Annotated in this window: 22 protein-coding genes; 13 read left to right on the top strand and 9 right to left on the bottom strand. The window is 37.7% G+C overall.

Annotated features, from left to right (window positions below; genetic code table 11):
- Window positions 1-1,254: a 6-bladed beta-propeller gene (locus HQN86_RS01885; protein ID WP_172659348.1), complete on the bottom strand. Its 1,254-nt coding sequence runs from the start codon at window positions 1,252-1,254 to the stop codon at window positions 1-3.
- Window positions 1,255-1,608: 354 nt separating this feature from the next.
- Here HQN86_RS01885 and ahcY point away from each other — a divergent pair, with 354 nt between their 5' ends.
- Complete coding sequence (ahcY, locus tag HQN86_RS01880; protein ID WP_172659347.1) at window positions 1,609-2,925, top strand: adenosylhomocysteinase; 1,317 nt, start codon at window positions 1,609-1,611, stop codon at window positions 2,923-2,925.
- A 71-nt stretch (window positions 2,926-2,996) separates the two neighbouring features.
- Here the strand turns inward: ahcY and HQN86_RS01875 are convergent, their stop codons facing one another.
- Window positions 2,997-3,962, bottom strand: a complete 966-nt coding sequence (locus tag HQN86_RS01875; RefSeq protein ID WP_172659346.1) for a polysaccharide deacetylase family protein — start codon at window positions 3,960-3,962, stop codon at window positions 2,997-2,999.
- 13 nt (window positions 3,963-3,975) lie between these two features.
- A complete protein-coding gene (locus tag HQN86_RS01870; RefSeq protein ID WP_172659345.1) occupies window positions 3,976-5,544 on the bottom strand; it encodes a mechanosensitive ion channel family protein in 1,569 nt (522 codons plus the stop codon).
- Window positions 5,545-5,619: 75 nt separating this feature from the next.
- Between HQN86_RS01870 and HQN86_RS01865 the strand changes: the two genes are divergently transcribed.
- The 5 genes from HQN86_RS01865 to HQN86_RS01845 all read left to right on the top strand — a co-directional run bounded on the left by HQN86_RS01865 (window position 5,620) and on the right by HQN86_RS01845 (window position 11,084).
- Window positions 5,620-6,339: a pyridoxine 5'-phosphate synthase gene (locus tag HQN86_RS01865; RefSeq protein WP_172659344.1), complete on the top strand. Its 720-nt coding sequence runs from the start codon at window positions 5,620-5,622 to the stop codon at window positions 6,337-6,339.
- A gap of 15 nt (window positions 6,340-6,354) precedes the next feature.
- Window positions 6,355-6,924 carry a hypothetical protein gene (locus HQN86_RS01860; protein ID WP_172659343.1) on the top strand — a complete coding sequence of 190 codons (570 nt, stop codon included), beginning with the start codon at window positions 6,355-6,357 and terminating at the stop codon, window positions 6,922-6,924.
- A gap of 48 nt (window positions 6,925-6,972) precedes the next feature.
- The gene (gene gcvP, locus HQN86_RS01855; protein ID WP_172659342.1) at window positions 6,973-9,849 is read left to right on the top strand and encodes an aminomethyl-transferring glycine dehydrogenase; all 2,877 of its coding nucleotides are present in this window, start codon (window positions 6,973-6,975) and stop codon (window positions 9,847-9,849) included.
- A gap of 111 nt (window positions 9,850-9,960) precedes the next feature.
- Window positions 9,961-10,554 carry a YceI family protein gene (locus tag HQN86_RS01850; RefSeq protein WP_172659341.1) on the top strand — a complete coding sequence of 198 codons (594 nt, stop codon included), beginning with the start codon at window positions 9,961-9,963 and terminating at the stop codon, window positions 10,552-10,554.
- Between the two features lie 125 nt (window positions 10,555-10,679).
- Window positions 10,680-11,084, top strand: a complete 405-nt coding sequence (locus tag HQN86_RS01845; RefSeq protein WP_172659340.1) for a response regulator — start codon at window positions 10,680-10,682, stop codon at window positions 11,082-11,084.
- Here the strand turns inward: HQN86_RS01845 and HQN86_RS01840 are convergent.
- A complete protein-coding gene (locus HQN86_RS01840) occupies window positions 11,081-11,848 on the bottom strand; it encodes an MBL fold metallo-hydrolase (RefSeq protein ID WP_172659339.1) in 768 nt (255 codons plus the stop codon). The genes HQN86_RS01845 and HQN86_RS01840 overlap by 4 nt on opposite strands.
- A gap of 147 nt (window positions 11,849-11,995) precedes the next feature.
- Here HQN86_RS01840 and recJ point away from each other — a divergent pair, with 147 nt between their 5' ends.
- The 4 genes from recJ to HQN86_RS01820 all read left to right on the top strand — a co-directional run bounded on the left by recJ (window position 11,996) and on the right by HQN86_RS01820 (window position 16,476).
- Window positions 11,996-13,699, top strand: coding sequence for a single-stranded-DNA-specific exonuclease RecJ (gene recJ, locus HQN86_RS01835; RefSeq protein WP_172659338.1), 1,704 nt, complete (start codon window positions 11,996-11,998; stop codon window positions 13,697-13,699).
- A gap of 9 nt (window positions 13,700-13,708) precedes the next feature.
- Complete coding sequence (gene lptB / locus HQN86_RS01830; protein WP_172659337.1) at window positions 13,709-14,443, top strand: LPS export ABC transporter ATP-binding protein; 735 nt, start codon at window positions 13,709-13,711, stop codon at window positions 14,441-14,443.
- Between the two features lie 20 nt (window positions 14,444-14,463).
- Window positions 14,464-15,975 carry a GH3 auxin-responsive promoter family protein gene (locus tag HQN86_RS01825; protein ID WP_172659336.1) on the top strand — a complete coding sequence of 504 codons (1,512 nt, stop codon included), beginning with the start codon at window positions 14,464-14,466 and terminating at the stop codon, window positions 15,973-15,975.
- Window positions 15,976-16,047: 72 nt separating this feature from the next.
- Entirely contained in the window at window positions 16,048-16,476 is a 429-nt protein-coding gene (locus tag HQN86_RS01820) for a CBS domain-containing protein (RefSeq protein ID WP_172659335.1), read from the top strand.
- A gap of 107 nt (window positions 16,477-16,583) precedes the next feature.
- On the opposite strand, the gene HQN86_RS01815 is transcribed toward HQN86_RS01820, so the two are convergent.
- Window positions 16,584-18,623, bottom strand: coding sequence for a M13 family metallopeptidase (locus HQN86_RS01815; RefSeq protein WP_172659334.1), 2,040 nt, complete (start codon window positions 18,621-18,623; stop codon window positions 16,584-16,586).
- A 126-nt stretch (window positions 18,624-18,749) separates the two neighbouring features.
- The gene (locus tag HQN86_RS01810) at window positions 18,750-19,007 is read right to left on the bottom strand and encodes a hypothetical protein (RefSeq protein WP_172659333.1); all 258 of its coding nucleotides are present in this window, start codon (window positions 19,005-19,007) and stop codon (window positions 18,750-18,752) included.
- Window positions 19,008-19,173: 166 nt separating this feature from the next.
- Between HQN86_RS01810 and HQN86_RS01805 the strand changes: the two genes are divergently transcribed.
- The 3 genes from HQN86_RS01805 (at window position 19,174) to HQN86_RS01795 (ending at window position 22,197) form a co-directional block, all read left to right on the top strand.
- Complete coding sequence (locus tag HQN86_RS01805; protein WP_172659332.1) at window positions 19,174-20,295, top strand: metallophosphoesterase family protein; 1,122 nt, start codon at window positions 19,174-19,176, stop codon at window positions 20,293-20,295.
- Between the two features lie 164 nt (window positions 20,296-20,459).
- Window positions 20,460-21,338, top strand: coding sequence for a sterol desaturase family protein (locus HQN86_RS01800; RefSeq protein WP_172659331.1), 879 nt, complete (start codon window positions 20,460-20,462; stop codon window positions 21,336-21,338).
- Window position 21,339: 1 nt separating this feature from the next.
- Entirely contained in the window at window positions 21,340-22,197 is an 858-nt protein-coding gene (locus tag HQN86_RS01795) for an alpha/beta fold hydrolase (RefSeq protein ID WP_172659330.1), read from the top strand.
- Here the strand turns inward: HQN86_RS01795 and HQN86_RS01790 are convergent.
- From HQN86_RS01790 to HQN86_RS01780, 3 genes are all read right to left on the bottom strand, one after another.
- Entirely contained in the window at window positions 22,181-22,717 is a 537-nt protein-coding gene (locus HQN86_RS01790) for an NADPH-dependent FMN reductase (protein WP_172659329.1), read from the bottom strand. The genes HQN86_RS01795 and HQN86_RS01790 overlap by 17 nt on opposite strands.
- A gap of 9 nt (window positions 22,718-22,726) precedes the next feature.
- The gene (locus HQN86_RS01785) at window positions 22,727-23,617 is read right to left on the bottom strand and encodes a pirin family protein (protein ID WP_172659328.1); all 891 of its coding nucleotides are present in this window, start codon (window positions 23,615-23,617) and stop codon (window positions 22,727-22,729) included.
- A 165-nt stretch (window positions 23,618-23,782) separates the two neighbouring features.
- Window positions 23,783-25,381 (bottom strand): SusD/RagB family nutrient-binding outer membrane lipoprotein, encoded by a 1,599-nt coding sequence (locus tag HQN86_RS01780; protein ID WP_172659327.1) that lies wholly within the window; start codon window positions 25,379-25,381, stop codon window positions 23,783-23,785.
- Between the last annotated feature and the right edge of the window lie 12 nt (window positions 25,382-25,393).

Raw genomic sequence — 25,393 nt, 5'->3', positions numbered from 1 at the left:
TTAGAATTTTTTTGGTTTAAGCTGAATAATTATGGGATTACTTTTCTTGTTTTGTGTTTTAAAGTACTCTGTTAAAGCAGCATTATACTTCCTGTTTTTATCTTCATTCTGTTCTTTAGCGGTAAAGAGCGTTAGAGAAGAATAGCTGGTGTAAAAACATTCAGGAGTAACGATATGAAAGCCTTTGTTTGTAAAATCATATTGAGATGCCAAATCCGTAATCGGCAAAAACTGAGAGGTAGAATCAGGCTCTATATCTGCAATAGATGTCAATTCAGTTGTTTTTAAGTTATATATAAAAGCTTTTTTCTCATCCCGGCTCCAATTCCAGTTCCTAACCTGGAAATACAGGTTATTAAAATGCAGGTAACTGTTGGCCAAATCATAAAAAACATCCCTGTTTTTCTCATAATAATCATAACCCTTCCCTTTATAGATTGGGTTGGTATCATAATCCATAGGAAGAGAGTTTGAGGCCGGAAACAAGATCCTATAAGCCAAAGAAAGCTTTTTAGCCGTTAATTTGTAAATGTTATAATAGAAGTTCTTTACAAAAAGATACTCATCCGGATTACCATAATCATATACACGGCCACCATGCCAGCGCTCATCGCCCTTGTGGTCAGCCGTTCGGTAAGGGAAATAACTTTCTACCCTCTTGCCATCCTTCAAAATGCTTACGTTATAGTAGATGCTGTCTTTACCACTTTCCTCCAGAAAAGCCTGGTCTATAATCGTACCATCACTAAATTTCTTATAATTGGTATAGTCTTTCTGTTTATCCTTAACAATAGGTACTTTCTTTACCAGCTTGGCAGTTAAATCAAAATAGTAAATTTGTTTACCTGACGAAATCTCAATCAGCACTTGACCATCTTCCTTTTTAATATTAAAGCCATAGAAACTCTGATCTTTAACTTTAGGATCTTTCTCTATTTTATTGGCATTGATCTTCGCAACATATTTTCCCGCTTTAGTAAAAATCAATACTGCTTTGGTTTCCCAATCGTAAATAACATAATTGTCGCCGGCGATTTTCAGTGAATTTATAGAACCAAACAGACTTTCCTTAGTGGTTTCTAACGGGGTAAAGATAACTTCATCGAAGAACTGAGATACAGCCGCACCGCGTGCGCTGTTGGGGTCAATCCTGAGCGTCACCATTCCTGTGCTATCAATTTTGCTTGCTTGAGCCACAGCATGGCCATAGGAGAAAATGCAGATTATTAAACTGCTGAGAGCGAATTTTAACATAAAGGCGTCATTTGGTTCCTTAAATATATTAATTTTCAGGAGACAAATGATTCTATGTGAAGCTCGGTCTTTATTTTTAACAATAATTAACGTTTAGACAAAACACGTCTTACTCTACAAAAGGAACGCTGTTTGCTCTGTGTTTCTGTTCGATGATACTTCGTCCCCATACTTAGAAAAAAAGGTGCTTTTACCGAACAATCGGGCTCTTTAATGCCGATTTATCTAATACGAAACATCGTATCAAATAGACCAGAACGAGTTGAATTGATCCATTCCTTTTTTGTTGCAATAAATAAACATAAATAGTCGTAAATTTGCAGGCTGTATATTAGAAACTTAATAAATAAACATATGTCATCAGTAGAGACAACTTACGTTCCTTACAAAGTTAAGGACATTTCACTGGCAGAATGGGGCCGCAAAGAGATTGAACTGGCAGAAGCAGAAATGCCTGGTTTAATGTCATTACGCGAAGAATTTGGTCCTTCTCAACCATTAAAAGGCGCACGCATTGCAGGCTGCCTTCACATGACCATCCAAACTGCAGTTTTAATTGAAACACTAGTTGCGTTAGGTGCTGAAGTTACCTGGTCATCTTGTAATATATTTTCTACTCAGGATCACGCTGCTGCTGCTATTGCTGCAGCTGGTATTCAGGTATATGCCTGGAAAGGTTTAGATGAAGCTAGCTTTGACTGGTGCATCGAGCAAACTTTACATTTCGGCCCTGAGCGTCAGCCGTTAAACATGATCTTAGATGATGGTGGCGACTTAACCAATATGGTTTTCGATAAATTCCCGGAGCTTATCGCTAACATCAAAGGTTTATCTGAAGAAACTACTACCGGTGTTCACCGCTTATACGAGCGTATGAAAAACGGAACATTGCATTTACCTGCAATCAATGTAAACGACTCAGTTACCAAATCTAAATTTGACAACAAATACGGTTGTCGTGAATCATTAGTAGATGCGATCCGTCGTGCTACTGATATCATGATGGCTGGTAAAGTAGCTGTTGTTGCTGGTTACGGTGATGTTGGTAAAGGTTCAGCTGAATCTTTAAGCTCACAAGGTGTACGTGTAATCGTTTCTGAAATTGACCCGATCTGTGCTTTACAAGCTGCAATGGAAGGCTATGAAGTTAAGAAATTTGCTACCGCAGTTAAAGAAGCTGATATTATTGTAACTACAACCGGTAACTGCGATATCGTTCGTGCTGAGCATTTCAAAAGCATGAAAGATAAAGCGATCGTTTGTAACATTGGTCACTTTGATAATGAAATTGATGTTGCCTGGTTAAACAAAAACTATGGTGCTACTAAAGTAGAGATCAAACCTCAGGTTGATAAATATACTATTGACGGAAAAGACATCATCCTATTGGCCGAAGGTCGTTTGGTAAATTTAGGCTGTGCAACTGGTCACCCAAGTTTTGTAATGTCTAACTCATTCACTAACCAAACTTTGGCTCAATTAGAATTGTGGACCAATACAGATCAATATGAGAACAAAGTTTATGTGTTACCTAAGCATTTGGACGAAAAAGTAGCTCGTTTACACCTGGCTAAAATTGGTGTTGAACTTGATGTTTTAGATGCACATCAGGCAGAATACATTGGTGTTCCGGTTGAAGGTCCATTTAAACCAGATACTTACAGATACTAATCACTCGGATAGATATAAAAAGAGGGAAATTACTAATGTAATTTCCCTCTTTTTGTTATCAGGCATATCCATTATTTCTGTTGAAACTCATCCTCAACACTTTCTCTTAAATCGTACATTATCCATTGTTTGCCTTGAATGTCTTTTTGCTTATTCTTAAGGAGTTTAATAAAATCCTGAACCCCCAGTGGTTCATTTCCATTTCCATGAATTAGAACTATACTCCCTGAGTTGGCTGGCTGACCTTTTGCAAGCCATGCATCACTCCCAACAGGAATAACCCCATAAGAAAGCACACGTTTTACTACTTCTGTATCTGATACAAGACCCGGAAAACGGAAGAAAACAGATGGCAACATCCCGTGTTGTAACATAGCCAGTTCGGTTCCTAATACTTCGAAATTCAAATCTGTGCCCGGCTCCAATAAAAAATTAGTTTTAAGGGGTGCTTTAGAACTTACATGATGATTGTAAGAATGGTTTATCCATGTAACCTTTATATAGTTGGATTTTTCCAGCTCTTTAAGCCAATTTAAATCGTTGGCATGGGTAAGCATCCATCGGCCGGTAATTGATATTGCAATTGGCACCGGTTTCTCTGTTTTCTGAAATTCTGAAATGAGTGAGGTAAAGATTATTCTATCTAGAACTTTATGCGAAGGGCACAGATCAATTGTTAACGTTATTCCTTTTTCTTTTTGGAAACCATGAATAATTCCTGCATCCTGCAAGCTATTAGATAGTTGCCTTGCCGACGACATTGCCTTAGAATATGCTGAATTTTCAAAATAAATAAGTGCTTGGTCTAACGCCATTTCTTTCACAATTACTCCGGCAGCCGGAATTATTGATGTAGTTAGTTCAGCAGGATTAACCGCTAAATAAGAAGCAGTTCCTGAGGTTTTGAATTTCCGAAGTATCAGTAATTCCTTATTGTTATACTTAGTAATTGCAAAATATTTATTATACCCCTCAATACTAACCTGAGCCGAACAAGGAATAGCTAAGACCATTAATAGATACAAAATCGTCTTCACACACTTATTTCATTTAATTTTTAACCTGAACAGTGCTTGCATTGCCGTCCCTTATTGCCTGATAATGAGGAGACATAATCTCTACTCCCGCTTTATCAAATGCTTCATGAATATTCTTATGCATCTCTGAATAGATAACAGCCATAATGCCCGGATTACTGATGTAGGCATTTAGCTGATAAGACACGTACCAATCATCAAGACTTGTTTGCAGCACAAAAGGAGCTCTATCCTTAATTACGCCTTCGGTTGCAAGTGCAGCATTAATCAGCAGTTCATGAATTTTTGTCCATGGAATATCATAGCCTAAAGTAAGCGTGCTATGGATAATCAATCCTTCGTTAACAGACATGCTGGTATAATTCACAGTGTTCCCATTTAAGATGGCACTATTAGGAATGGTAATGATTTCGTTTTTGATTGTTCTGACACGGGTAACTAATAATGATTTCTCTAAAACAGCGCCGGTAGTATCTCCAATTTTAACTACATCTCCAATTCTAAAAGGACGCATATAAGTAATCACCATGCCAGCCACGCCGTTACTAATGGCCGATGATGATCCAAAGGAAATCAGTATCCCCAAAAACACAGATACTCCTTTAAATATGGCCAGATCCGACCCCGGAATATAGGGCCATATCATCACTATCATAAAGGCGTTTAATAAAATCTTAACAATATTAAATGTAGGTTTTGCCCAGTCAGGATAAAAACCGCTAACCTTTAGCCTTTCAGTCTCGACCTCGTAAGCTAAAAACTTAATTGCCTTTTTCACATAATGGAATACCCCAACTATAACAGCTATAGTAATCAGTTTTGGTACAAAGTCAATTAAAGCACTAAATATGTTCTTTAGTGGGTTCAGCACAAAGCTAATCAGACTATCGCTCCAGGGTTTTGTCCATGGAAAGAGCCTAAAAATAACTGGGAGGGTAAGATAGATCAGCAAAAGGATGACAAAGATTTTAATTAAGTTCAGGAACTTGCTTATTAATATCAGCTCCCTTCTTCTGTCGATCAACTCATAATCCTTAATTTTCAAATGCCCAATTCTTTCATGCAATTTGAAACTCAACCAGCTGTTAAACCTGTTAGAGTATTTATTTAAAAAAAATATACATACGCCTAATACAACAATGATCAGCAGCCCCAATCCCGCTCGCTTTAAAAGTTCTGATACGTTGGTTTCCTTCCTGTAATTATTGATATTATTTATAATAATTTCCTGATAAGCTTTAGCCATAACCTCTTTATCCATCTTCACGGAATCTGCGTCAGCTTTTGATAAGCTTAATAAAATATCGCCTTTATAAACAATTCCTACAAGGGTAGAATCATCAACTGTAATTAAAGAATCGGGTACAAAAAGAAGATCCTCAGATAAGGCCTCAACTTTGGAAGAAGTTCTTTGTGCTCTTTCTGGTGCAGACAAGGAGCCAAGCTTATTTTTAATGTGAAAGAGTGTGTCTGTATGCGCAACTACAGGATACCCTTTAAACACAACAGTATCTTTCTGTGCATAAACAACATGCTGAATACAACAGAAAGCGACAAATGAGATCAACAATTTAAATGACATATATCGAATGATTATAACTGATAGCAAAATACAGAAATTTTTTACCTTTACTTGCATATTTATATTTGGGATAACATGACGAAACTTTCAGTAAACATCAATAAAATAGCAACCCTTCGTAATAGTCGTGGAGGAAACAATCCGGATCTTGTTAAAGTAGCATTGGATTGTGAGCGCTTTGGATCGGAGGGGATAACTGTACACCCCAGACCTGATGAAAGACACATCAGATATCAGGATGTTTTTGATTTGAAAGCAACTATAGCTACAGAATTTAATATAGAGGGTAACTGCAGAGAGCAAAAATTTGTTGACCTGGTTTTAGCAAATAAACCTGCCCAGGTAACCCTTGTTCCGGATGCAGAAGGCCAAATTACCTCCAATCATGGATGGGACACTATAAAACATAAAGATTACCTGCAAGAGATGGTCTCTGTGTTTAAATCTGCCGGAATTCGTGTGTCCATCTTTGTAGATCCGGTAGTAGAAATGGTGGAGGCTGCGGCAGAAAGTGGAACCGACAGAATTGAACTTTACACCGAGGCTTATGCGCATAATTATTACGACAATAGGGAAAAAGCCATTTTACCTTACATCGCAGCTGCGCACAAGGCTAATGAAATAGGACTGGGCATTAATGCAGGCCACGATTTAGACTTACACAACCTAAAATATTTTGCTGAAAGCATTCCTGGGTTACTGGAGGTTAGTATTGGCCACGCATTAATCAGTGATGCCCTCTATTTAGGTTTGGAGAACACCATTCAATTATACCTAAAACAATTGACACATTAATCTATAATGCTCACCATGAAAAACTTCACATTATTAACTATCGCAGCAACATTGATTTTCTTTATATCATCTTGTAAAAGCGGTGGTAATTTAGACGAGGGTACAGCTGAAGATGTAATATCAGCCCACCTTAAAGCAAATCCGGAATACGAGAGTACCAAAATAAATATTGGGGAAATTAAGTTCAGAAGCAAGAACGATCAGTTGGAGCTACAAAAGTATAAAGCCCTGGAAGAAAAAGGACTTGTTGAAATGGTCCTTCAGAATCAAAAAAAGAAGTTCTTATCTAAAGACAGTGTGTACTTCTATTTGATTACGCTAACCGATAAATCAAAACCTTACATTATTAAACATGATGCACATAATGCTACCGTAAGAGCCGTTAATTATGTTCTTGATGAAGAGAAGCCAATTACACTTATAAAAGGAGACTCAAAAATAGCTCGCGTTACTGTTTCACTCAAAAAAGAAATGACAGATTTCTCGATATTCTTTAAAGATAAAAACATCGGCAGCAACTTCATTACCAAAACTTATAAGTTGAAGCTGAAGAAAGAAGTTGGCTGGATATTAGTTGGTGGTTAAAAGGCTATTTTTTTATTACCTTTGCGCAACTTTTTATTCAAAGAATACATGAGCTTAAACATTCATTACCAAGAAGACTTTAAAGACCGCCACATTGCGCCTAATACTGATGACACAAACGCAATGCTAACCACGCTTGGCGTTGGTTCTGTTGACGAATTAATAGAACAAACTGTTCCACAAAAGATCAGGTTGAAACAACCGTTAAATTTGCCAAAAGCAAAATCTGAAACAGATTACCTGAGCAGCTTAAGACAAACTGCTTCTTTAAACAAAGTTTTCAAATCATATATCGGTCAGGGATATTATGATACTTTAACTCCCGGTGTAATTTTACGTAATGTAATGGAAAACCCGGGATGGTATACTCAATATACTCCTTACCAGGCTGAAATTGCTCAGGGTCGTTTACAGGCTTTGTTGAATTTCCAGACTATGGTTATTGATCTTACCGGTATGGAAATAGCAAATGCATCACTTCTTGATGAAGGTACTGCTGCTGCTGAGGCCATGTTTATGCAATATAGCCTGCGCAAAAATCAACAGGCAACTAAATTCTTTGTTTCTGAATTGTTATTTCCTCAAACAATCGACATCTTAAAAACCCGTGCAAATCCTTTTGGAATTGAATTGGTAATTGGTGCGCATGACTCGTTTGAGCTAAATGAAGAATTCTTCGGAGCAATTATTCAATATCCTGCCGGAAACGGTGAAGTATTTGATTATACTGCTTTTGCTCAAAAAGCACATGAAAAAAATGTTAAAGTTACAGTTGTTGCCGACTTACTTAGCTTAACCTTATTAACTCCTCCGGGAGAGTGGGGCGCAGATGTTGTAGTTGGAACAACACAACGTTTTGGTGTACCAATGGGATTTGGTGGGCCTCATGCTGCGTTTTTTGCGACTAAAGATGAATACAAACGCTCAATCCCAGGACGTATCATTGGTGTAACCATCGATAGTAATAACAACTATGCCTTACGCATGGCTTTGCAAACAAGAGAGCAACATATCCGTAGAGATAAAGCTACTTCTAACATTTGTACAGCACAGGCATTATTGGCTATTATGGCTGGTTTCTACGCTGTTTATCATGGCCCTAAAGGATTAAAGCTTATTGCAGAGCGTACACACGGCCTGGCAATTACATTAGCTAAATCATTAGAGAAAATAGGCTACAAACAGTTAAACAAAGCATATTTCGACACCATTCAGTTAGACCTTGGCGATTTAGTTGATTCTATTCACAGAGAATGCATCGACAATGAAATCAACCTTAACTATAAAGGAAGTGTAGTTACCATCGCTCTTGATGAAACTACTTCAGTTGAAGATATAAAGCTATTAACTAAAATATTCTCAAAAGTAAAAGCAATTGCTGCTGATGCTGTTGAGCTGGCTGATGAAAACGTTGAAACTGTAATTCCTGCAAATTTACAACGTAAATCTGCCTATTTAACACATCCGGTATTTAACGCGCACCATTCTGAACATGAAATGTTGCGTTATATAAAATCATTAGAGACTAAAGATCTTTCTCTTTGTCATTCGATGATTGCTTTGGGTTCATGTACAATGAAGCTAAATGCAACAACTGAAATGATTCCGGTTACATGGCCTGAATTTGGCAAAGTGCATCCTTTTGCTCCTGCTGATCAGGTAGCTGGATACTATACGGTATTTAATGAGCTTGACAGATGGTTAAGTGAAATTACCGGTTTTGCTGCTATGAGTTTACAGCCAAACGCCGGTGCTCAAGGCGAGTATGCAGGTTTAATGGTAATCAGAGCTTACCATCAGGATCGTGGCGATGCTCATCGTAACATCGCGTTAATCCCTTCGTCTGCTCATGGAACTAACCCGGCTTCTGCGGCAATGGCAGGTATGAAGATTGTGGTTGTAAAATCATTAGAAAACGGAAATATTGATGTTGAGGATTTAAAAGCTAAAGCAATTGAACATGCAGCCAATCTTTCTTGTTTAATGGTAACCTACCCTTCTACACACGGTGTATTTGAAGAAAGCATAGTAGACATTTGTAACATCATTCACGAAAATGGTGGCCAGGTTTACATGGATGGAGCCAACATGAATGCTCAGGTTGGTTTAACCAGCCCTGCAAATATCGGTGCCGATGTTTGTCACCTTAACTTACATAAAACATTCTGTATTCCTCACGGTGGTGGTGGCCCTGGCATGGGTCCGATTGGCGTTGCAAAACACCTTGTCCCTTATTTACCAGGACATGCCGTGGTAGACATCAATAATGATAAATCCATTCATGCAGTTTCTTCGGCACCATGGGGTTCAGCTTCAATTCTGATCATATCTCATGCTTATATAGCAATGATGGGTAGCGAAGGATTAACCAACGCTACAAAATATGCGATATTGAATGCCAACTATATGAAGGCTCGTTTAGAAAAACATTATCCTGTACTTTATTCAGGCGCTAATGGCCGTTGTGCACACGAAATGATCTTAGATTGCCGAGGATTTAAAAACTTCGGTATTGAGGTTGTTGATATTGCAAAACGCTTGATGGATTACGGATTCCATGCGCCTACTGTTTCTTTCCCGGTTGCCGGAACATTAATGGTTGAGCCAACAGAAAGTGAGCCTAAACATGAGTTAGATCGCTTCTGTGATGCTTTAATTGCCATTAGAAATGAAATAACTGCCGTTGAAACTGGCGAGCTTGACAAAACTGATAACCCACTAAAAAATGCGCCGCACACTGCAGCTGTAGTAACCGGTAATGAATGGAATCATGGCTACAGCAGACAAACTGCAGCCTTCCCACTACCTTATGTAGCTGCTTACAAATTCTGGCCATCGGTTGGAAGAGTAAATGATTCATTTGGCGACAGATCATTGGTTTGTGCTTGCCCGCCGATTGAAAGCTATGCAGAAGATCTAGCTTAAAAACTTATCATAGGTCAACTTTGGCCGTTAAACCTTTTGATACATTTGTATTATTAAATGTATCAAAAGGCTAAAACAGACCTTAGTATTAAAAAATTAAATTAGAATACAATGAAATTAAAAATCACTTCGCTGGCATTACTTTTAATAGTATTTGTCTCTTCGGCATTTATTGCTCCTGTGTTTAAGGCAACTACTTATAAAGTGGATGTTGAGAAATCATCATTAACATGGGTTGGCAAAAAACTTACAGGCAGTCACAATGGAACTATCGATCTTCAGTCAGGAAGTTTGATTTTCAATGATAAAAAACTGGCAGGTGGCAATTTCACTATAAATATGGCAACGATTAAAGATGCCGACAAAAGTGAAAAGTTAGAAGGCCATTTAAAAGCGGATGACTTTTTTGGAGTTGATAAATTTGCAACCTCTGCTTTTGTAATTAAAAAGATTACAAATACAGGAGCCAATACGGCAAATGTAACAGGTAATCTTACCATTAAAGGCATTACAAATTCTATCACTTTCCCTGCAACTATTGCCTGGAATGCAGATGGATCAGTAACTGCTACCGCTGAAAAAGTTACTGTGGACAGGACTAAATTTGGTATTAAATTTAGATCAAAAGGAATGTTCCCTGATGTTGGCGATAAAATGATCTATGATGATTTTGAACTGACTATCAAGCTTGTGGCAAAAAAATAAAAAAATAGAAACTAGAAGCCATTATTCATTTAATGGCTTTTTTTTTGCTCTTATAAATATACTTGTTAAAACATTCAAATATGTTTTAATTTTGGACTTTACATTTTCCGCTCTCTACGAAATTTATGGGAAACTCTAGAATCAATATGCTTGTAATTGATGATGATGACATCAATATATTTATCATAAAAAAAGTGATAGAAAAGACAGGCTATGAGGTAGACATGATTTCGAAAAGTAATGGCCAATTAGCTGTAGATTATTTAACCAGCATCGCTAATAATGTAGAAATTTTTCCACACATCATCTTGGTTGACATCAACATGCCTGTTCTTAATGGCTGGGAATTTCTGGAAGTTTATGAAAAACTTAACATCCAGCGCCAAAAGGTTTTCTTGTATATGCTCTCTTCATCTGTTTATGAGTATGATATTGAGAAAGCTAAAGGCTTCAAATCGGTTGATGGATTTATTTCTAAACCTTTAACCATAGAAAGGCTTAAAGAGCTTTTACAGTTGGTTGTTCCTTAAATTATTTTAAACTGCCCATCGGTATAGGTTATATAACCGGTAGCCTTACTTTTTGCATGATAAAAAAGGCAATTCCAATTCTCTTCTGCTGCTTTTTTGCCAAACTCTTCTCGTAGTTCCATTGCCTTTCGACCATCGAAATCATATTTGGCAATAAATCTCCTTAACAGCTCTTCAGGTTCGGGTAAAACATCACCTCCAAAAAACACTTTATCTACCCCATCGTCCAATAAAAACACCTGATGAAACGGACAGTGTGCCCCCGTTAGTTCATAACTAATCTCATCAGTAAGCTGACCAGAGTTTTCAACAAATTTCAGTTGTGCATTGCGCTGTAAAAAATCAAATATTTCAGTTTTATAAGATGAAGAGGTGTTTGTAAACGCATTCTCCCACTCTCCATGTTGAATAACATAAGTTGCATGCGGAAAGCTTAATTCCACACTACCATCTAGCTTGTTATGAACCATACCTCCAGAATGATCAAAATGCAGGTGAGACATTAAAACCATGTCTACATCCTCAGGATCAAAACCAGCTTTCCTGATATTTTTATGTAAAATCAGCTGCCCATCCTCATCACTATACCCTAAGCCTGTATCGAACAAAACAAGACTATTTTTTAGCTTAACTAAAAAGGGTTGTACGTGTATAAAAAGGGAGGCAGGGCGATCTTTAGGATTATCTTTTTCGGCATTAAAAGGTATAAATTTTTTAGTAGCGTCTACAGAATAGGATCCTTCGTATAAAGTGAAAACTTGCAATGGCGTAGTTATTAGTAAGAAAATTAAATGATATATTTACAACAATATCATTGCAAAGATAGGGAACCTCCATGAAGTTAACACGCTGGCAATAAAATAAACAGAAGTTTATGCAAGCTTCGCAGAGAAAAAGAAGACAGGTATTAGATGAAAAAAAGATGGGTGCAGGCCGCAAAGGGCAATACAGAAACAACAGATTTGCTTGCACAACAATTAAACATAGACAATAGCTTAGCACAAATATTAGTTCAAAGGGGTATTTCTTCCTTTGATATTGCACGTGACTATTTTAGGCCTCAGATGTCTCATTTACATGATCCTTTTTTGATGAAGGATATGGATAAAGCCATCGATCGAATTGACGTAGCCCTAGCCAAAAAAGAAAAAATATTAATATATGGAGACTATGATGTTGATGGCACAACATCAGTTGCGCTTGCATTCAGTTTCTTTAGTCAATTTACATCAGACATTGAATATTATATTCCCGATAGGCATAAAGAAGGCTATGGCATTTCAACAGCTGGAATTGATTATGCTGCAAAAAATGGCTTTACTTTAATCATTGCTCTTGATTGCGGAATAAAATCTAATGACAAAATTGCTTACGCTAATACCTTAAATATAGATTTTATTATTTGCGATCACCATTTACCCAGCGATGAACTTCCCGCGGCAATCGCAATACTTGATCCCAAACGTAATGACTGCGCCTACCCTTTTAAAGAACTTGCAGGCTGCGGTATTGGGTTTAAACTTGCCCAGGCTTATTGTGACACACATCAGCTACCTGCCGAAAATTATGAGCAGTATATAGACTTAGTAATGGTAAGTATTGCTGCGGATATTGTACCAGTAATTGATGAGAACAGAATCCTAGCGTATCATGGCTTAATTAAGTTAAATGCTAAGCCTTGTGTTGGATTAAAGGCGTTAATGGAAATTTCCGGAAAGAGCAAGGATTACACACTTACAGACGTAGTGTTTACATTGGCGCCCCGAATAAATGCGGCAGGAAGAATGGATCATGCATCGGAAGCTGTTAAAATGTTACTTTGTACTGAAAGTTCTCTGGCTCAGGAACAGAGTTTATTTATCAATCTACAGAACACTGATCGTAAAACATCCGATCAAAACATGACTGCTGAAGCACTTGCTTTGATTGAAGAATGCGATATCCTTGTAAATAAAAAAACTACAGTGGTGTATCATGAAAGCTGGAATAAAGGCGTAATTGGGATTGTTGCTTCGAGGTTGATTGAAAAATACTATCGGCCAACTGTTGTGCTTACAGCTTCAAATGGATTACTTACGGGTTCAGCCAGGTCTGTTGCTGGGTTCGACCTATATGAAGCATTACTTGGTTGTCAGGACCTTTTGGTTCAGTTTGGTGGACATAAATTTGCTGCCGGGCTAACTATAAAACCTGAAAATATTCAATTATTTTCTGATCGTTTTGAAAATATCGTTGCTTCAACCATAACGGATGACTTACTAAGCCCTGAAATAAATATCGATACAGAAATTGAGTTTGGCCAGATAGATGGTAAATTTCAACGTATTGTAGCACAAATGGCCCCATTTGGCCCACTAAATACAGCACCCGTTTTTGTTTCACATAATGTATTTATTACAGGAAAACCTTATGTTGTAGGTATAAAACATTTAAAATTAAATTTAAAACAACAAAATTCCACTATTTTTGAAGGCATTGGATTTGGCTTGGCAGAATATGAATCGCTTTTGCAACCAAACCAGCCCTTCTCTGTTTGTTATACAGTGGAAGAAAATATATGGAAAGATCAACGGCGCTTGCAACTAAACATTAAAGCGATAGAAATTGATAACTAATATAATTAGATGATATTAAGAGCTGAAAATCTGATAAAAAAATATAAACAACGTACTGTTGTTAACGACGTTTCGTTTAGTGTTAGTCAGGGTGAAATTGTTGGTTTATTAGGCCCAAATGGTGCTGGAAAAACCACCTCTTTTTATATGATTGTGGGTCTGATTAAACCAAATGAGGGTACAATATATTTAGATGAGGAGGATATTACTACCGACCCAATGTACCGAAGGGCACAAAAAGGTATTGGATACTTAGCTCAGGAAGCTTCAGTTTTCAGAAAACTTTCAGTGGAAGATAATATCATGGCCATTTTAGAAATGACTAAAATGAGCAAAGAAGAACGCCATGAGCAACTGGAAGAACTGATTACTGAATTTAGCTTACACAAGGTACGTAAGAACCGAGGCGACCTGCTTTCAGGAGGAGAACGCAGAAGAACTGAAATTGCCAGGGCACTTGCAGCCAGTCCAAACTTCATTTTATTGGATGAACCATTTGCAGGAGTAGACCCTATTGCTGTTGAGGAAATTCAGACCATCGTAGCCAAACTAAAACAAAAAAACATAGGTATTCTGATTACCGACCACAACGTACAGGAAACTTTATCAATCACCGACAGAGCTTATTTACTATTTGAGGGTAAAATCCTCGAATCCGGCACTCCGGAAGTACTTGCTGCCAATGAAATGGTAAGACGGGTTTACTTAGGCTCTAATTTCGTATTACGAAGTAAAAACTTATAATTCACTACTTAAACAAAAGCATGGCAATTGTAAATTCAATTTTTACCTGGTATATGAAAAAGCGCGTTCACCAGATTGAGCTTTTTATGAAGTACCCACATGATGTACAGGAAGAATGGTTTCAAAAACTAATTTCCAGTGCTGAGGATACTGAATGGGGGGAAAAATATGATTACCGTACTATTGAGACCCCTAAACAATTTAAAGAACGTGTTCCTCTACAGAACTACGATACGCTAAAGCCATATATAGAAAGGATGCTTAAAGGAGAACAAAACATCCTCTGGCCAACTGAAATTAAATGGTTTGCCAAATCATCTGGCACCACCAGCGACAGAAGTAAGTTTATTCCCGTATCAGAGGAATCTTTGCAGGAATGTCATTTTAAAGGAGGGAAAGACATGTTGTCGATTTTCTGCAACAACAGACCTGACAATGAGATTTTTACCGGGAAAGGGCTGGTTCTTGGCGGCAGCCATCAAATTAACCAGCTCAATGAAGACTCCTTTTATGGTGACCTTTCGGCCGTGCTGATCAAAAATCTGCCTATGTGGGCCGAATATTACCGCACACCAAATATCTCCATTGCACTAATGGAGAACTATGAGGAAAAGATGGAAAAAATGGCTGAGGCTACCATCAAAGAGAACGTAACCAATATTGCCGGGGTACCCACCTGGACAATAGTATTGGCTAAAAAAGTATTGGAAATTACAGGCAAAGCCAACTTGCTTGAGGTATGGCCAAATCTTGAGCTTTATATTCATGGAGCAGTAAATTTTAAACCTTACAGAGAGCAGTTCAAAGAACTAATCCCTTGTAATCACATGTATTACCTGGAAACCTATAATGCTTCTGAAGGCTTTTTTGGCATTCAGGATGAAGTAGATTCTGATGAACTTCTGCTGATGCTTGACTACGGCATTTACTACGAATTTTTACCGTTTGAAAAACTTGATGATGAAAATCCTGATACCTTAACTCTTGAACAGGTAGAACTAAATAAAAACTACGCCATCATAATTTCCACAAATGGTGGTCTTTGGCGGTACATGATTGGAGATACCGTTCAGTTCACAAGTCTGTCTCCATACCGAATAAGGATAACAGGCAGAACAAAGCACTTCATAAATGCTTTTGGAGAAGAAGTTATTATAGACAACGCCGAACAAGCGATCTGCAAAGCCTGTGATGCAACAGGAGCAGTTTTTAAAGATTATACTGCTTGCCCAATTTACTTTAAAGGTGAAGAGGTTGGAGGTCATGAATGGATCATCGAATTTGATCATCAGCCCAATGATTTTGAACTCTTTGTAGATGTTCTGGACCAGACTTTAAGAGAAGTGAATTCTGATTATGATGCCAAAAGATTTAAAGATATGGCACTACGTCGTCCTAAAGTACATAATGCCCCTAACAATACTTTTTATAACTGGCTAAAATCGAAAGGTAAACTTGGAGGACAACATAAGGTTCCCAGACTGGCAAATGACAGGAAATATGTAGAGGAAATATTGCCTCTGATGAAATAATATTTTTTTGTATAAGATAATGGTGATTTAATTTTTTTTAGTTAAATTTAAATAGCTAATTCTTAATCGCTTATGAAAACAGTACAACAAATACTTAATGCTAAACCTGTACAGATTTTCTCAGTTACAGAAAATTCATCTGTTTTAGAGGCGCTTCAGTTGATGATGGAAAAGAATGTAAGCGCGTTGCTTATTCTTGAAGATCATAAGCTACAGGGTATATTTACAGAAAGAGATTATGCCCGGAAGATCATACTGTATGGGAAATCATCGGCTGGCACTCCGATAAAAGAGGTAATGACACCCGATCCAATCACCATCGTGCCGACAGACAGTATAGACCTGTGCATGCAAATCATGACTGACAAACATATCAGACATTTACCGGTAATGCAGGACAATCAATTACTTGGAATGGTTTCCATAGGTGATGTGGTTAAATTCATCATTGCAGATCAGAAACAAACCATATCTCAGCTAGAAAGCTATATCAGTAGTTAAAGAACTTTATCAATCTAATATTAACCGTAATCTCAATTAAATTGAAAAGCTCGTATCATGATTAATGATACGAGCTTTTCTTTTATGCCGGCTCTCTGATAAATACGCTACCAGATTTTAACTCTTTTCTCTGGTGCCAGGTATAAAGAATCTGTTGGTTTTACATTAAATGCAGTATAAAACTCTGGTATATTTCTAACTACACCATTAACCCTAAACTTAGCCGGAGAATGGGGATCTGTTCCAACCTGATTTCTTAATGCCTCATCTGTTGATTTATTTAACCATACCTGAGCCCATCCAAGGAATACTCTTTGCTCGCCAGTAAATCCATCCATAACTGGTGCTGGGTTACCATTTAAGCTTGCATTATAGGCCTTCAGTGCAATACTTAATCCGCCAAGGTCACCTATATTTTCTCCAAGTGTAAAATCTCCATTTACATTCAGATCAGGAAAAACTTTAAACCCGCTGTATTGCGCTTTTAGAGCGCTTGTTCTCTTTTTAAACTCACTTTGATCCTTCGCCGTCCACCAGTTACGCATTGCACCTGTGCCGTCAAATGTACTTCCCTGATCGTCGAAACCATGACCTATTTCATGACCAATCACCGCACCAATACCTCCATAATTTACCGCATCATCTGCAGTCATATCAAAAAATGGCGGCTGAAGAATTGCAGCCGGAAAAACAATCTCATTCATACTAGGATTATAGTATGCGTTAACAGTTTGTGGTGTCATCCCCCATTCTGTACGGTCAACAGGCTTGCCCAGCTTGTTAAAAGTCCGGTTGTATTCGAACTCTGCAGACCGTTTTTCATTACCAAACAAATCGTTCTTTGCAATTTTAAGTTTACCATAATCTCTCCATTTATCCGGATATCCAATTTTTGGAGTGAACTTGTTTATTTTTTCAAGTGCTTGTTTTTTAGTTTCTGCACCCATCCAGTCGAGCTCTTTAATACTCGTCTCGTAGGCTTTCAATAGATTGCCAACAAGTTTAAGCATGCGTTCCTTAGCTGCAGGCGGGAAATGCTTTTCAACATATAGTTTACCAACTACCTCACCAAGGTTGCCGTTAACTACATCAACGGCCCTGCGCCATTGAGGTTTCTGCTCTTTAACGCCATATAATGTTTTAGCATAGAAATTGAAATTCTCCTGATCAAGCGCAGTGTTCAAAGCAGTTGCAGCGCTTGTAACAGCACTCCATTTTAAATAATTTTTCCAGGTATCAAGTGGTGTATTTTTCAAAATGGCATTTAGATCCTTTGTATATGCTACCTGGCTAATAATTAAGGTATCATGATTCTTTACTCCTGCCTCTGTTAGCAGGGTGTTCCAATCAAAATCTGGAGTTAACGTACTCAGATTCTTAATTGGAAAACTATTATAAAGACCAGCCATATTTCTGGTTTCTTCCTTCTTCATTTGTTTTGAGGCAATCAAGGTCTCGAGTGCCATTATCTGAACAGACTTAGCTTTTGCATCAGGAATTCCGGCAAGAGTTAACATCTTTTCAATATGGGCTACATATTTAGTACGGATGTCTGCAGATTTTGCATCCTTTAATAGATAGTACTCACGATCTGGTAAACCCAGGCCACCTTGCCAGGTATAAAGCATGTACTTTCTTGGATCTTTCAGATCCTCAGCAACACTTAAATTGAAAGGAATCATATTGCCTATCTTATTGGCATAAGCAAAATAGGAAGCCAAATCTTTCCCGGAGGCGATAGCATCAATTTTTTTAAACTCAACATTTAAAGGTGCCAGCCCTATAGAATCACGAACCTTCATATTTATATAAGATTCATAAAAGTCGCCTATTTTCTGCTCATCAGAACCCTCAGCAGGATTTCCCTTGGCAGCATTCTCAATTATTGCTTTAACATCTTCCTGTGCCTTATCATTCACCATTGCCCCTATACCATATGAAGCCTTATCAGAAGGGATTTTTGTGTTTTTCATCCAGGTGCCATTCACATAGGCCGTAAAATTATTCCCCGGCGCCACTGTAGTATCCATATTTTTAAGGATAATACCTGAATGCAGTTCTTGCTTCGGTTCCGAATTATTGCAGGATGCCATAAGCAGCAAAGAACAAGCCGTAAGCGGGATGCTAAAAGATTTTTTAATTTTCATTTATATAAGAATTTATGAATAAGAAATAAGTGTTAAACCAAATTTAACAAAAGATTATCACCTAACTTCTAAAGAGTTCATAATATCTTAGTTACTTTATCCCAACATAAATTTGATGGTCTTAAATTAAGTACTCCATTTAAATTCATTTACTAACTGCTTTAAATCTGCATCCGTTATTTGGGACGGATTTGAGAATTGTTTTTCAAGTATATGTTGAGGAACGATCAATGATCCATTGTTTGTCCTGATAATTGCACCGGCATCTGTGTATTTATGAGCGTAGAAATCGCCAATCGTTGGATCTAACTCTGTGAGTCTGATCAGTAATTCGTAAAGTACGTATAGAGGTGTTGTCACTCCGCAAATATAAATTAACTGCATTTTAATATTCAATTATCATTATGTTAACACAACCCAAACCCTTAACAATAGATTTATCACAATTACTCCTGATAAGGCAATATTACCATTTTTGATAATAATCAATTTTTAATGCTGACTTAATATTAGCGTACTAATTTTATGATAGTCACCAAACGTTAAGATTATGATCAGCACAAAGATTCTGTATAACGCTGTTTTTAAAACAGATCAGGTAGATGACCTTGATAAATTTCAACCTTTGCCTGAACCTACCGGTAGTTACCCGTACCGATTAAATCTTGGAAATCGCTTAAATGAAACAGTACCTGGGAAAATGGTTTTTCATATGGTTGGTGATACCGGCGGACTGAAATCTGCTGATGCTCAAAAACAGGTGGCAGGGAAAATGGCCGAACAATACTTGTGCGCAACGAGCGAACACGACAGGCCTGCATTCTTATACCACCTTGGAGATATTGTATATCATTATGGCGAGGCAGAGCAATATAACGAACAGTTTTTAAAACCATTTGAGACCTACCCTGGCCCTATTTATGCCATTGCTGGGAATCATGACACAGATATAAATCCAGACTGCGATTTACATTACGAAAGTCTTGATGCATTTTATGCTGCATTTTGCAATACTTGCCCTAAAACAATTCATTTTGGGACCGAAAGCAGTAGAAAAAGTCAGATTCAGCCTCACGTATTTTGGACAATGGAATCGCCATTGGCGACAATAATTGGCCTTCATACCAATGTTCCAAAATATGGTCACATTACCAAGGAACAAAAAAACTGGTTTGTTAAAGAGCTGCAAAATGCCGCTACACTTCGCTCTGATAAGGCTATAATTGTTTGTATGCACCATGCCCCTTATTCTGCAGATACAAATCATGGATCGAGCAAACCAATGATAGAATTTCTGGAAACTGCCTTTAAAGAAGCTGGGGTAAAACCAGACATTATTTTTAGCGGACACGTACATAATTACCAACGCTTTAGTAAACAATATGAAGATGGGAAAACACTGCCATTTATTGTTGCAGGAGCCGGAGGTTTTGACGAATTACACCAACTTGCAGATCCTTACGATAACAATTACATCGCTAAAAGTGACTTATTTAATAAGGTCCAGCTTGATAGCTACTGCGACAACAGACACGGCTTTTTAAAAGTCAGCATCGAGAAAACACCTTTTAACTTTACTATCCAAGGTGAATACTATACCGTTCCGAATTTAGATACTGATGAGGAAGCCACTTTATTTGATGAATTTTCAATCGATTTGACCGGAAGGTAATAAAAGTCAGACTTTTAGGGTAAAAGTATTGATTATGACACTCTAAGGACAGCTATTTCTATAAAAATCAGGAATTTTGATTTGTTTAAATCAATACTGTTTAAACTTGCAGTATCGAGTTTTTAAGCAATAGTAATTCCGTAAATTTATAGAAAGCCCTCAAAATGACAGATTTGGATAAAAGTATAACGGTTGGAACACTATTTGGTTTCGTTATATTACTTACCTTGTTTGAAATGTACTTTAGTTACGTCCATGATAAAAAACATTATCAGAAACGTGATACACTTACCAATATCTACCTGATGGCCAGCGCCTTTGTGATCAATATCCTTACAAAAGCCGGAACCTTCATGTTACTTCAGTATTTCTATGTTCATTATCGCCTATTCCAAATTTCAAATACATTAGTTTATTGGATCGTACTCATCCTGGCTCAAGACTTTTTATACTGGTTATTACATTACACTGGTCATTATGTACGTTTCTTTTGGGCAATGCATGTTACCCACCATTCTTCCGAACATTTTAACCTTACCACAGGCTTCAGGTCTACAGTATTTGAACCACTATACAGGGTATTCTTCTATTTGCCTTTAGCGATGATGGGGTTCAACGCAGTTGATATCCTTTTTGCCTACCTGGTTACTCAAATCTATGGCAATATTGTACATACTAAATCGGTTGGAAAACTACATCCAATAATTGAATATCTTTTTGTCACTCCTTCACATCATCGTGTTCATCATGCAAGTAATGTACGTTATCTTGACAAGAATATGGGTATGGTATTAATTCTATGGGATCGTATATTCGGAACATTCCAGGCAGAGGTACCGGAGGAAGAAATAAAGTATGGATTAACAAAGCAGCCAGAAGACTCTGGACCGGTAAATATCATTTTCCATGAATTTATTGCGCTATATGCCGATGTTAAAAAAGCGCCTACCTTTAAAGATAAATTAAAGTATATTTTTTACCCTCCGGGATGGAGCCACGATGGCAGTACACAAACGGCAAGGGTAATGCAACGGGAATTATAAAGTGAAAAATCTAAAACAAATAATCGAAGATATAAAAGTTCAGGGCCACAACCCTGAACTTTTACAGGCAACGCTCTGGAAGTTTATTTGTTACTCCCCAAAAATGCCAAGTCGTTTACATCAGCAAAATCTTTTAAATGCTGCCAAAACCTCTACTTTAAAAGTGTATGATCAATATTTCAGCAAATCAGATCTGAATTTTAATTGTTTTAGATGGGGCAATGGATCAATTAAGGTTTTGCTTACACACGGATGGGGCTCTAAAGCCATAGATTTTAGCGAATTGATTGATGTGTTATTACTTAACAAAGATCTCGAGATATGGGCCTTTGACGCACCAGGGAATGGAAGTTCAGAAGGCGAACTCAGCAACCTGATCCTTTTTGCAGAGGCGATTAAAGAATTCCAAAAAAATTATGGAGCTCCCGATGCAATGATCGGTCACTCACTAGGTGGCATGGCAAATACATTGGTGATACAGGAAACACTGCAATTCCCTAAACTTCTCATCAGCATTGCTCCTCTCGTTAATTTAACAGAGAACTTCAAATCGTCTATGACAGCTGTAAGCATCCCTGAAAATATACAGCAACGTTTTTTTAATGAATTCGAAGAGCTTTACCAAATGAGTACCAATCGCTTTTTATTAAATGATATGTACACTTTTTCTGAGGAGTTAAAGCATCTGCTCATCTATGAAGTTAATGACAATATATCTCCTGCAGGTTTTATTGAAACATTTCTAGAGCAGTACCCAACAATAAATGCTTCCAGATATGATGATACCACTCATGCCAAAATAATTATTGACCCAAGGGTAATCAAAGAAATAGACGCCATAATTAAAGAGACATTCTAGCTTTTACCTCATTAATCTTGGAAAGATGTGTTTCAAGAAGTTCTTGGTTTGAGATGCCTGTTTCCTGGTCAAAATTTTGATGAAAAGAAGGAAGCGAAAAGGTTGTCAATACTTCTGCACCTAATTTTGGGAGTCTGATTATCGCCGCATTCATTACATTCCCGCCTCCAAATCCACCAGGCGAAGTACTCATTAGCAACATTGGCTTGTTCTGGAAAAACTTACTGTTTGTACGGGAACACCAATCCATCACATTCTTAAAAGCAGCACTGTAACTTCCATTGTGTTCGGCCAGGGAAAGAATAATAAGATCCGTTTCTGATATATGATCTATTAGCTTATAAGCCTTTTCCGGGTATCCGTCACTGGCCTCTCTGTCTACAGAGAATAATGGCATCTCGAAATCATTTAAATCTAACAGCTTAACATCATGCTCTTTAAAGAAAGAAATGGTGTGGATAACCAATTTCCGATTAATTGATTGGCGACTACTGCTTCCGGCGAACGCTAAAATCTTCATTTGATATAATTAGTTTTTAATATTTCTACTTTGCTCTGGCAACGGAACAAAATCAGTTTCGCCTGGAACTGGAATAAAAGATTGTGAAAGCCACTTTTCCTTTGCTTCCTCGATTCTTTCGCGGGTAGACGCTACAAAATTCCAGTAAATAAAACGTTCCTCAGAAAAAGGCTCTCCGCCAAATATATATATTGTTGAATTTTCCTGCATTACAAATTCGCACAGCTTACTGTCTTTAGCCACCAGGAGTTGTTTAGGCCCAAAGATATGTCCTTCACTTTCAATGCCACCCTCAAGAATATATAAGGCACTTTCACCGAATAGATCTTTACCTATTTTAACAGGTTGACTTTTGGCGCTTTTTAACTCCAGAAAATAAAGCGGGCTGTACACCGGTACTGGTGAGAAGTGTCCAAATACATCACCGGCAATCAGTTTAAAATCAATTCCATTTTCTGTCCAGTGCGGAATCTCATCTTCATTAAAATGAAAAAACTCTGGTTCCATTTCCTCCAGGGCTTTTGGTAAAGCAACCCATATTTGAAGCCCGTGGAGCATTTTATTGGAAGTTCTTAAATAGACTGGTGTTCTTTCTGAATGAACAATTCCGCTTCCTGCAGTCATCCAGTTTACCTGCCCAGGTTGAATTTCAGTTTCATTACCCAAACTATCTTTATGCATTATGGCTCCTTCAAAAAGATAGGTTAAAGTAGAAAGCCCAATATGCGGATGTGGGGGAACATCAAAATTCTCGTGGTCACTTAAACTTGTGGGGCCCATGTGATCTACAAAGGCAAATGGCCCAACCATTCTTTTTTCACGAAAGGGCAAAAGTCTGCCAACCATAAAATTACCAATGTTACTTGGTCTTTCTTCGATAATCAAGTTAATATTTGACATGCTATTTTAATGATTTTAACTGTTCAGATTAAACAGATAGATTTGACATAAGGCAATGTGAATTTACATGAATTAGCTTAGTATTACAAGATTTTTCAATAAAATCAGAAGGCCCAGCAGTATAACTGAAGGGCCTTCTGATCATTAATAATAGTTTTTGATGGACTATTGTTTATCCCACCATACTCTACCAGATAATTTATCTCCACCCGGCACTGCGGCAGATGCTTCTTTGTAATTAGCACCATTTTTCGCACCTTCTTCTACAGGATAAGGGAAACGACGAGGAATAGTACCATTAGTTGCGTTTCCAGGGTATACAACTGGTGTTAATGCAGGAAACCCACTTCTACGCCAATTAGACCAGGTTTCATAAAAATCGAGCATGGTATTGGTATGAGCCCAGTATTGGTTGTTAATCATTTCTAAACCATTTGCGGAATTGTAAGGATGTGCATTCGCGTAACTTACAGCAACACCTTCTGATATTGCCAGCGATGCATCATATTGCCCAAGAAAAGTAATTGCAGCTGCAACCCCATTCTTATAATGATCAGCCGCGACACCTCCTATCCCCCATCTTTGTGCGGCCTCTGCAAGCAATAATTCACTCTCGGCATAGGTAAGAATAAATGTTACCCCATTTTGTTTTATCATTGCCGGATTTGGAGATGAATAATCAGAGAAACTTGTAAATGAGGGGTCTTGCCTAACGTCTCTACCAGCTAGTCCACTTAAATCCTTACCATTTGGCATTCCTTTTTGAGCCGCAGCAGCTGTAACATAAAGTGGATTTTGTGCTTTACCACTCTCTGTTAAATACAACTGTGTTACAGCAACTTTCTCCAGACGAGGGTCATTATTATTTTTCAAAAAGTCGATAAATGTTTTCGACCATTTAACATAGTAGTTCTCCTGTCCGCCATCACCAAGTAGCACCTGACTGTTTCTGTTTTGTGTTACCCTTGATCCAGCAGCATCATGGGCCAAAAATGCGTTATCCTTATTATCATTCATTGTTTTACCAACAACTTTTTGAACATATGTTTTTGCCGTGGCTTCATCAATCTTAGTTAACCTCATTGCTAACCGAAGCATTAAAGTGTTGGCAAACCGTTTCCATTGTGCAATGTTTCCTTTGTAAATAACATCCCCTGTTACTGCATCGCCAGTCTCATTCAAAGCAGTCGAAGCTTCCTCTACCTCTTTCAGCAAATCCATATAAATAGCTTGTTGCTTATCATATTTAGGTGTAAAATTACCGGTATACACTCCCAATCCGGCTTCTGAATAAGGAACGTCTCCGTACAAATCAGTTAGTCGCTCAAAAATCAGCGCTTTCCAGATGCGGGCTACCTGATACACATTGTTTAACTTTGGTTTGCCTTTGGCGTACTCAACAACATCAACAATTGGTCGTACTTGCTCTATATACGCACCTACACTACCATTTCCCCAATACGCAGCTGTGTAGCCTTCATTCAAAAGATACTTGTCGCCTGCCCAATAGCTAATCACTGTAGAAAAACCCTGCATCATTGTGGCAGAGTAAATCAAATTTCCACGCCAGGTATCGTATGCAAAATCTATACTCCCTGTATAAGTAAGCTGTGCTGATGTTAATGTGTAATTTGGATCAAAACTACTCGGCCCATAGGCAACTGGATTGGTATTGATGTCCTTAAAATCTTTTGTACAACTTGTACCTACTAGAACAGTAACAAGTAATACCAGGCTATATTTGTTTAATATATTCGTTTTCATTTCTCTTTATCT

This window comes from Pedobacter panaciterrae (assembly GCF_013204795.1).
GTDB classification, from domain to species: Bacteria; Bacteroidota; Bacteroidia; order Sphingobacteriales; family Sphingobacteriaceae; genus Pedobacter; species Pedobacter panaciterrae.
Note: the sequence above shows the minus strand (reverse complement) of the source record. Positions and strands in the feature narration are given on the sequence as shown.

What these genes read in the sequence shown, in the direction of transcription:
- HQN86_RS01810 (WP_172659333.1), bottom strand. Translation starts at nt 19,007, where the DNA reads ATGCAGTTAATTTATATTTGCGGAGTGACAACACCTCTATACGTACTT.
- HQN86_RS01825 (WP_172659336.1), top strand. Translation starts at nt 14,464, where the DNA reads ATGGCAATTGTAAATTCAATTTTTACCTGGTATATGAAAAAGCGCGTT.
- ahcY (WP_172659347.1), top strand. Translation starts at nt 1,609, where the DNA reads ATGTCATCAGTAGAGACAACTTACGTTCCTTACAAAGTTAAGGACATT.
- HQN86_RS01850 (WP_172659341.1), top strand. Translation starts at nt 9,961, where the DNA reads ATGAAATTAAAAATCACTTCGCTGGCATTACTTTTAATAGTATTTGTC.
- HQN86_RS01805 (WP_172659332.1), top strand. Translation starts at nt 19,174, where the DNA reads ATGATCAGCACAAAGATTCTGTATAACGCTGTTTTTAAAACAGATCAG.
- HQN86_RS01820 (WP_172659335.1), top strand. Translation starts at nt 16,048, where the DNA reads ATGAAAACAGTACAACAAATACTTAATGCTAAACCTGTACAGATTTTC.
- HQN86_RS01815 (WP_172659334.1), bottom strand. Translation starts at nt 18,623, where the DNA reads ATGAAAATTAAAAAATCTTTTAGCATCCCGCTTACGGCTTGTTCTTTG.
- HQN86_RS01870 (WP_172659345.1), bottom strand. Translation starts at nt 5,544, where the DNA reads ATGTCATTTAAATTGTTGATCTCATTTGTCGCTTTCTGTTGTATTCAG.
- HQN86_RS01860 (WP_172659343.1), top strand. Translation starts at nt 6,355, where the DNA reads ATGAAAAACTTCACATTATTAACTATCGCAGCAACATTGATTTTCTTT.
- HQN86_RS01785 (WP_172659328.1), bottom strand. Translation starts at nt 23,617, where the DNA reads ATGTCAAATATTAACTTGATTATCGAAGAAAGACCAAGTAACATTGGT.
- HQN86_RS01800 (WP_172659331.1), top strand. Translation starts at nt 20,460, where the DNA reads ATGACAGATTTGGATAAAAGTATAACGGTTGGAACACTATTTGGTTTC.
- HQN86_RS01885 (WP_172659348.1), bottom strand. Translation starts at nt 1,254, where the DNA reads ATGTTAAAATTCGCTCTCAGCAGTTTAATAATCTGCATTTTCTCCTAT.
- recJ (WP_172659338.1), top strand. Translation starts at nt 11,996, where the DNA reads ATGAAAAAAAGATGGGTGCAGGCCGCAAAGGGCAATACAGAAACAACA.
- HQN86_RS01790 (WP_172659329.1), bottom strand. Translation starts at nt 22,717, where the DNA reads ATGAAGATTTTAGCGTTCGCCGGAAGCAGTAGTCGCCAATCAATTAAT.
- lptB (WP_172659337.1), top strand. Translation starts at nt 13,709, where the DNA reads ATGATATTAAGAGCTGAAAATCTGATAAAAAAATATAAACAACGTACT.
- HQN86_RS01780 (WP_172659327.1), bottom strand. Translation starts at nt 25,381, where the DNA reads ATGAAAACGAATATATTAAACAAATATAGCCTGGTATTACTTGTTACT.
- HQN86_RS01845 (WP_172659340.1), top strand. Translation starts at nt 10,680, where the DNA reads ATGGGAAACTCTAGAATCAATATGCTTGTAATTGATGATGATGACATC.
- gcvP (WP_172659342.1), top strand. Translation starts at nt 6,973, where the DNA reads ATGAGCTTAAACATTCATTACCAAGAAGACTTTAAAGACCGCCACATT.
- HQN86_RS01865 (WP_172659344.1), top strand. Translation starts at nt 5,620, where the DNA reads ATGACGAAACTTTCAGTAAACATCAATAAAATAGCAACCCTTCGTAAT.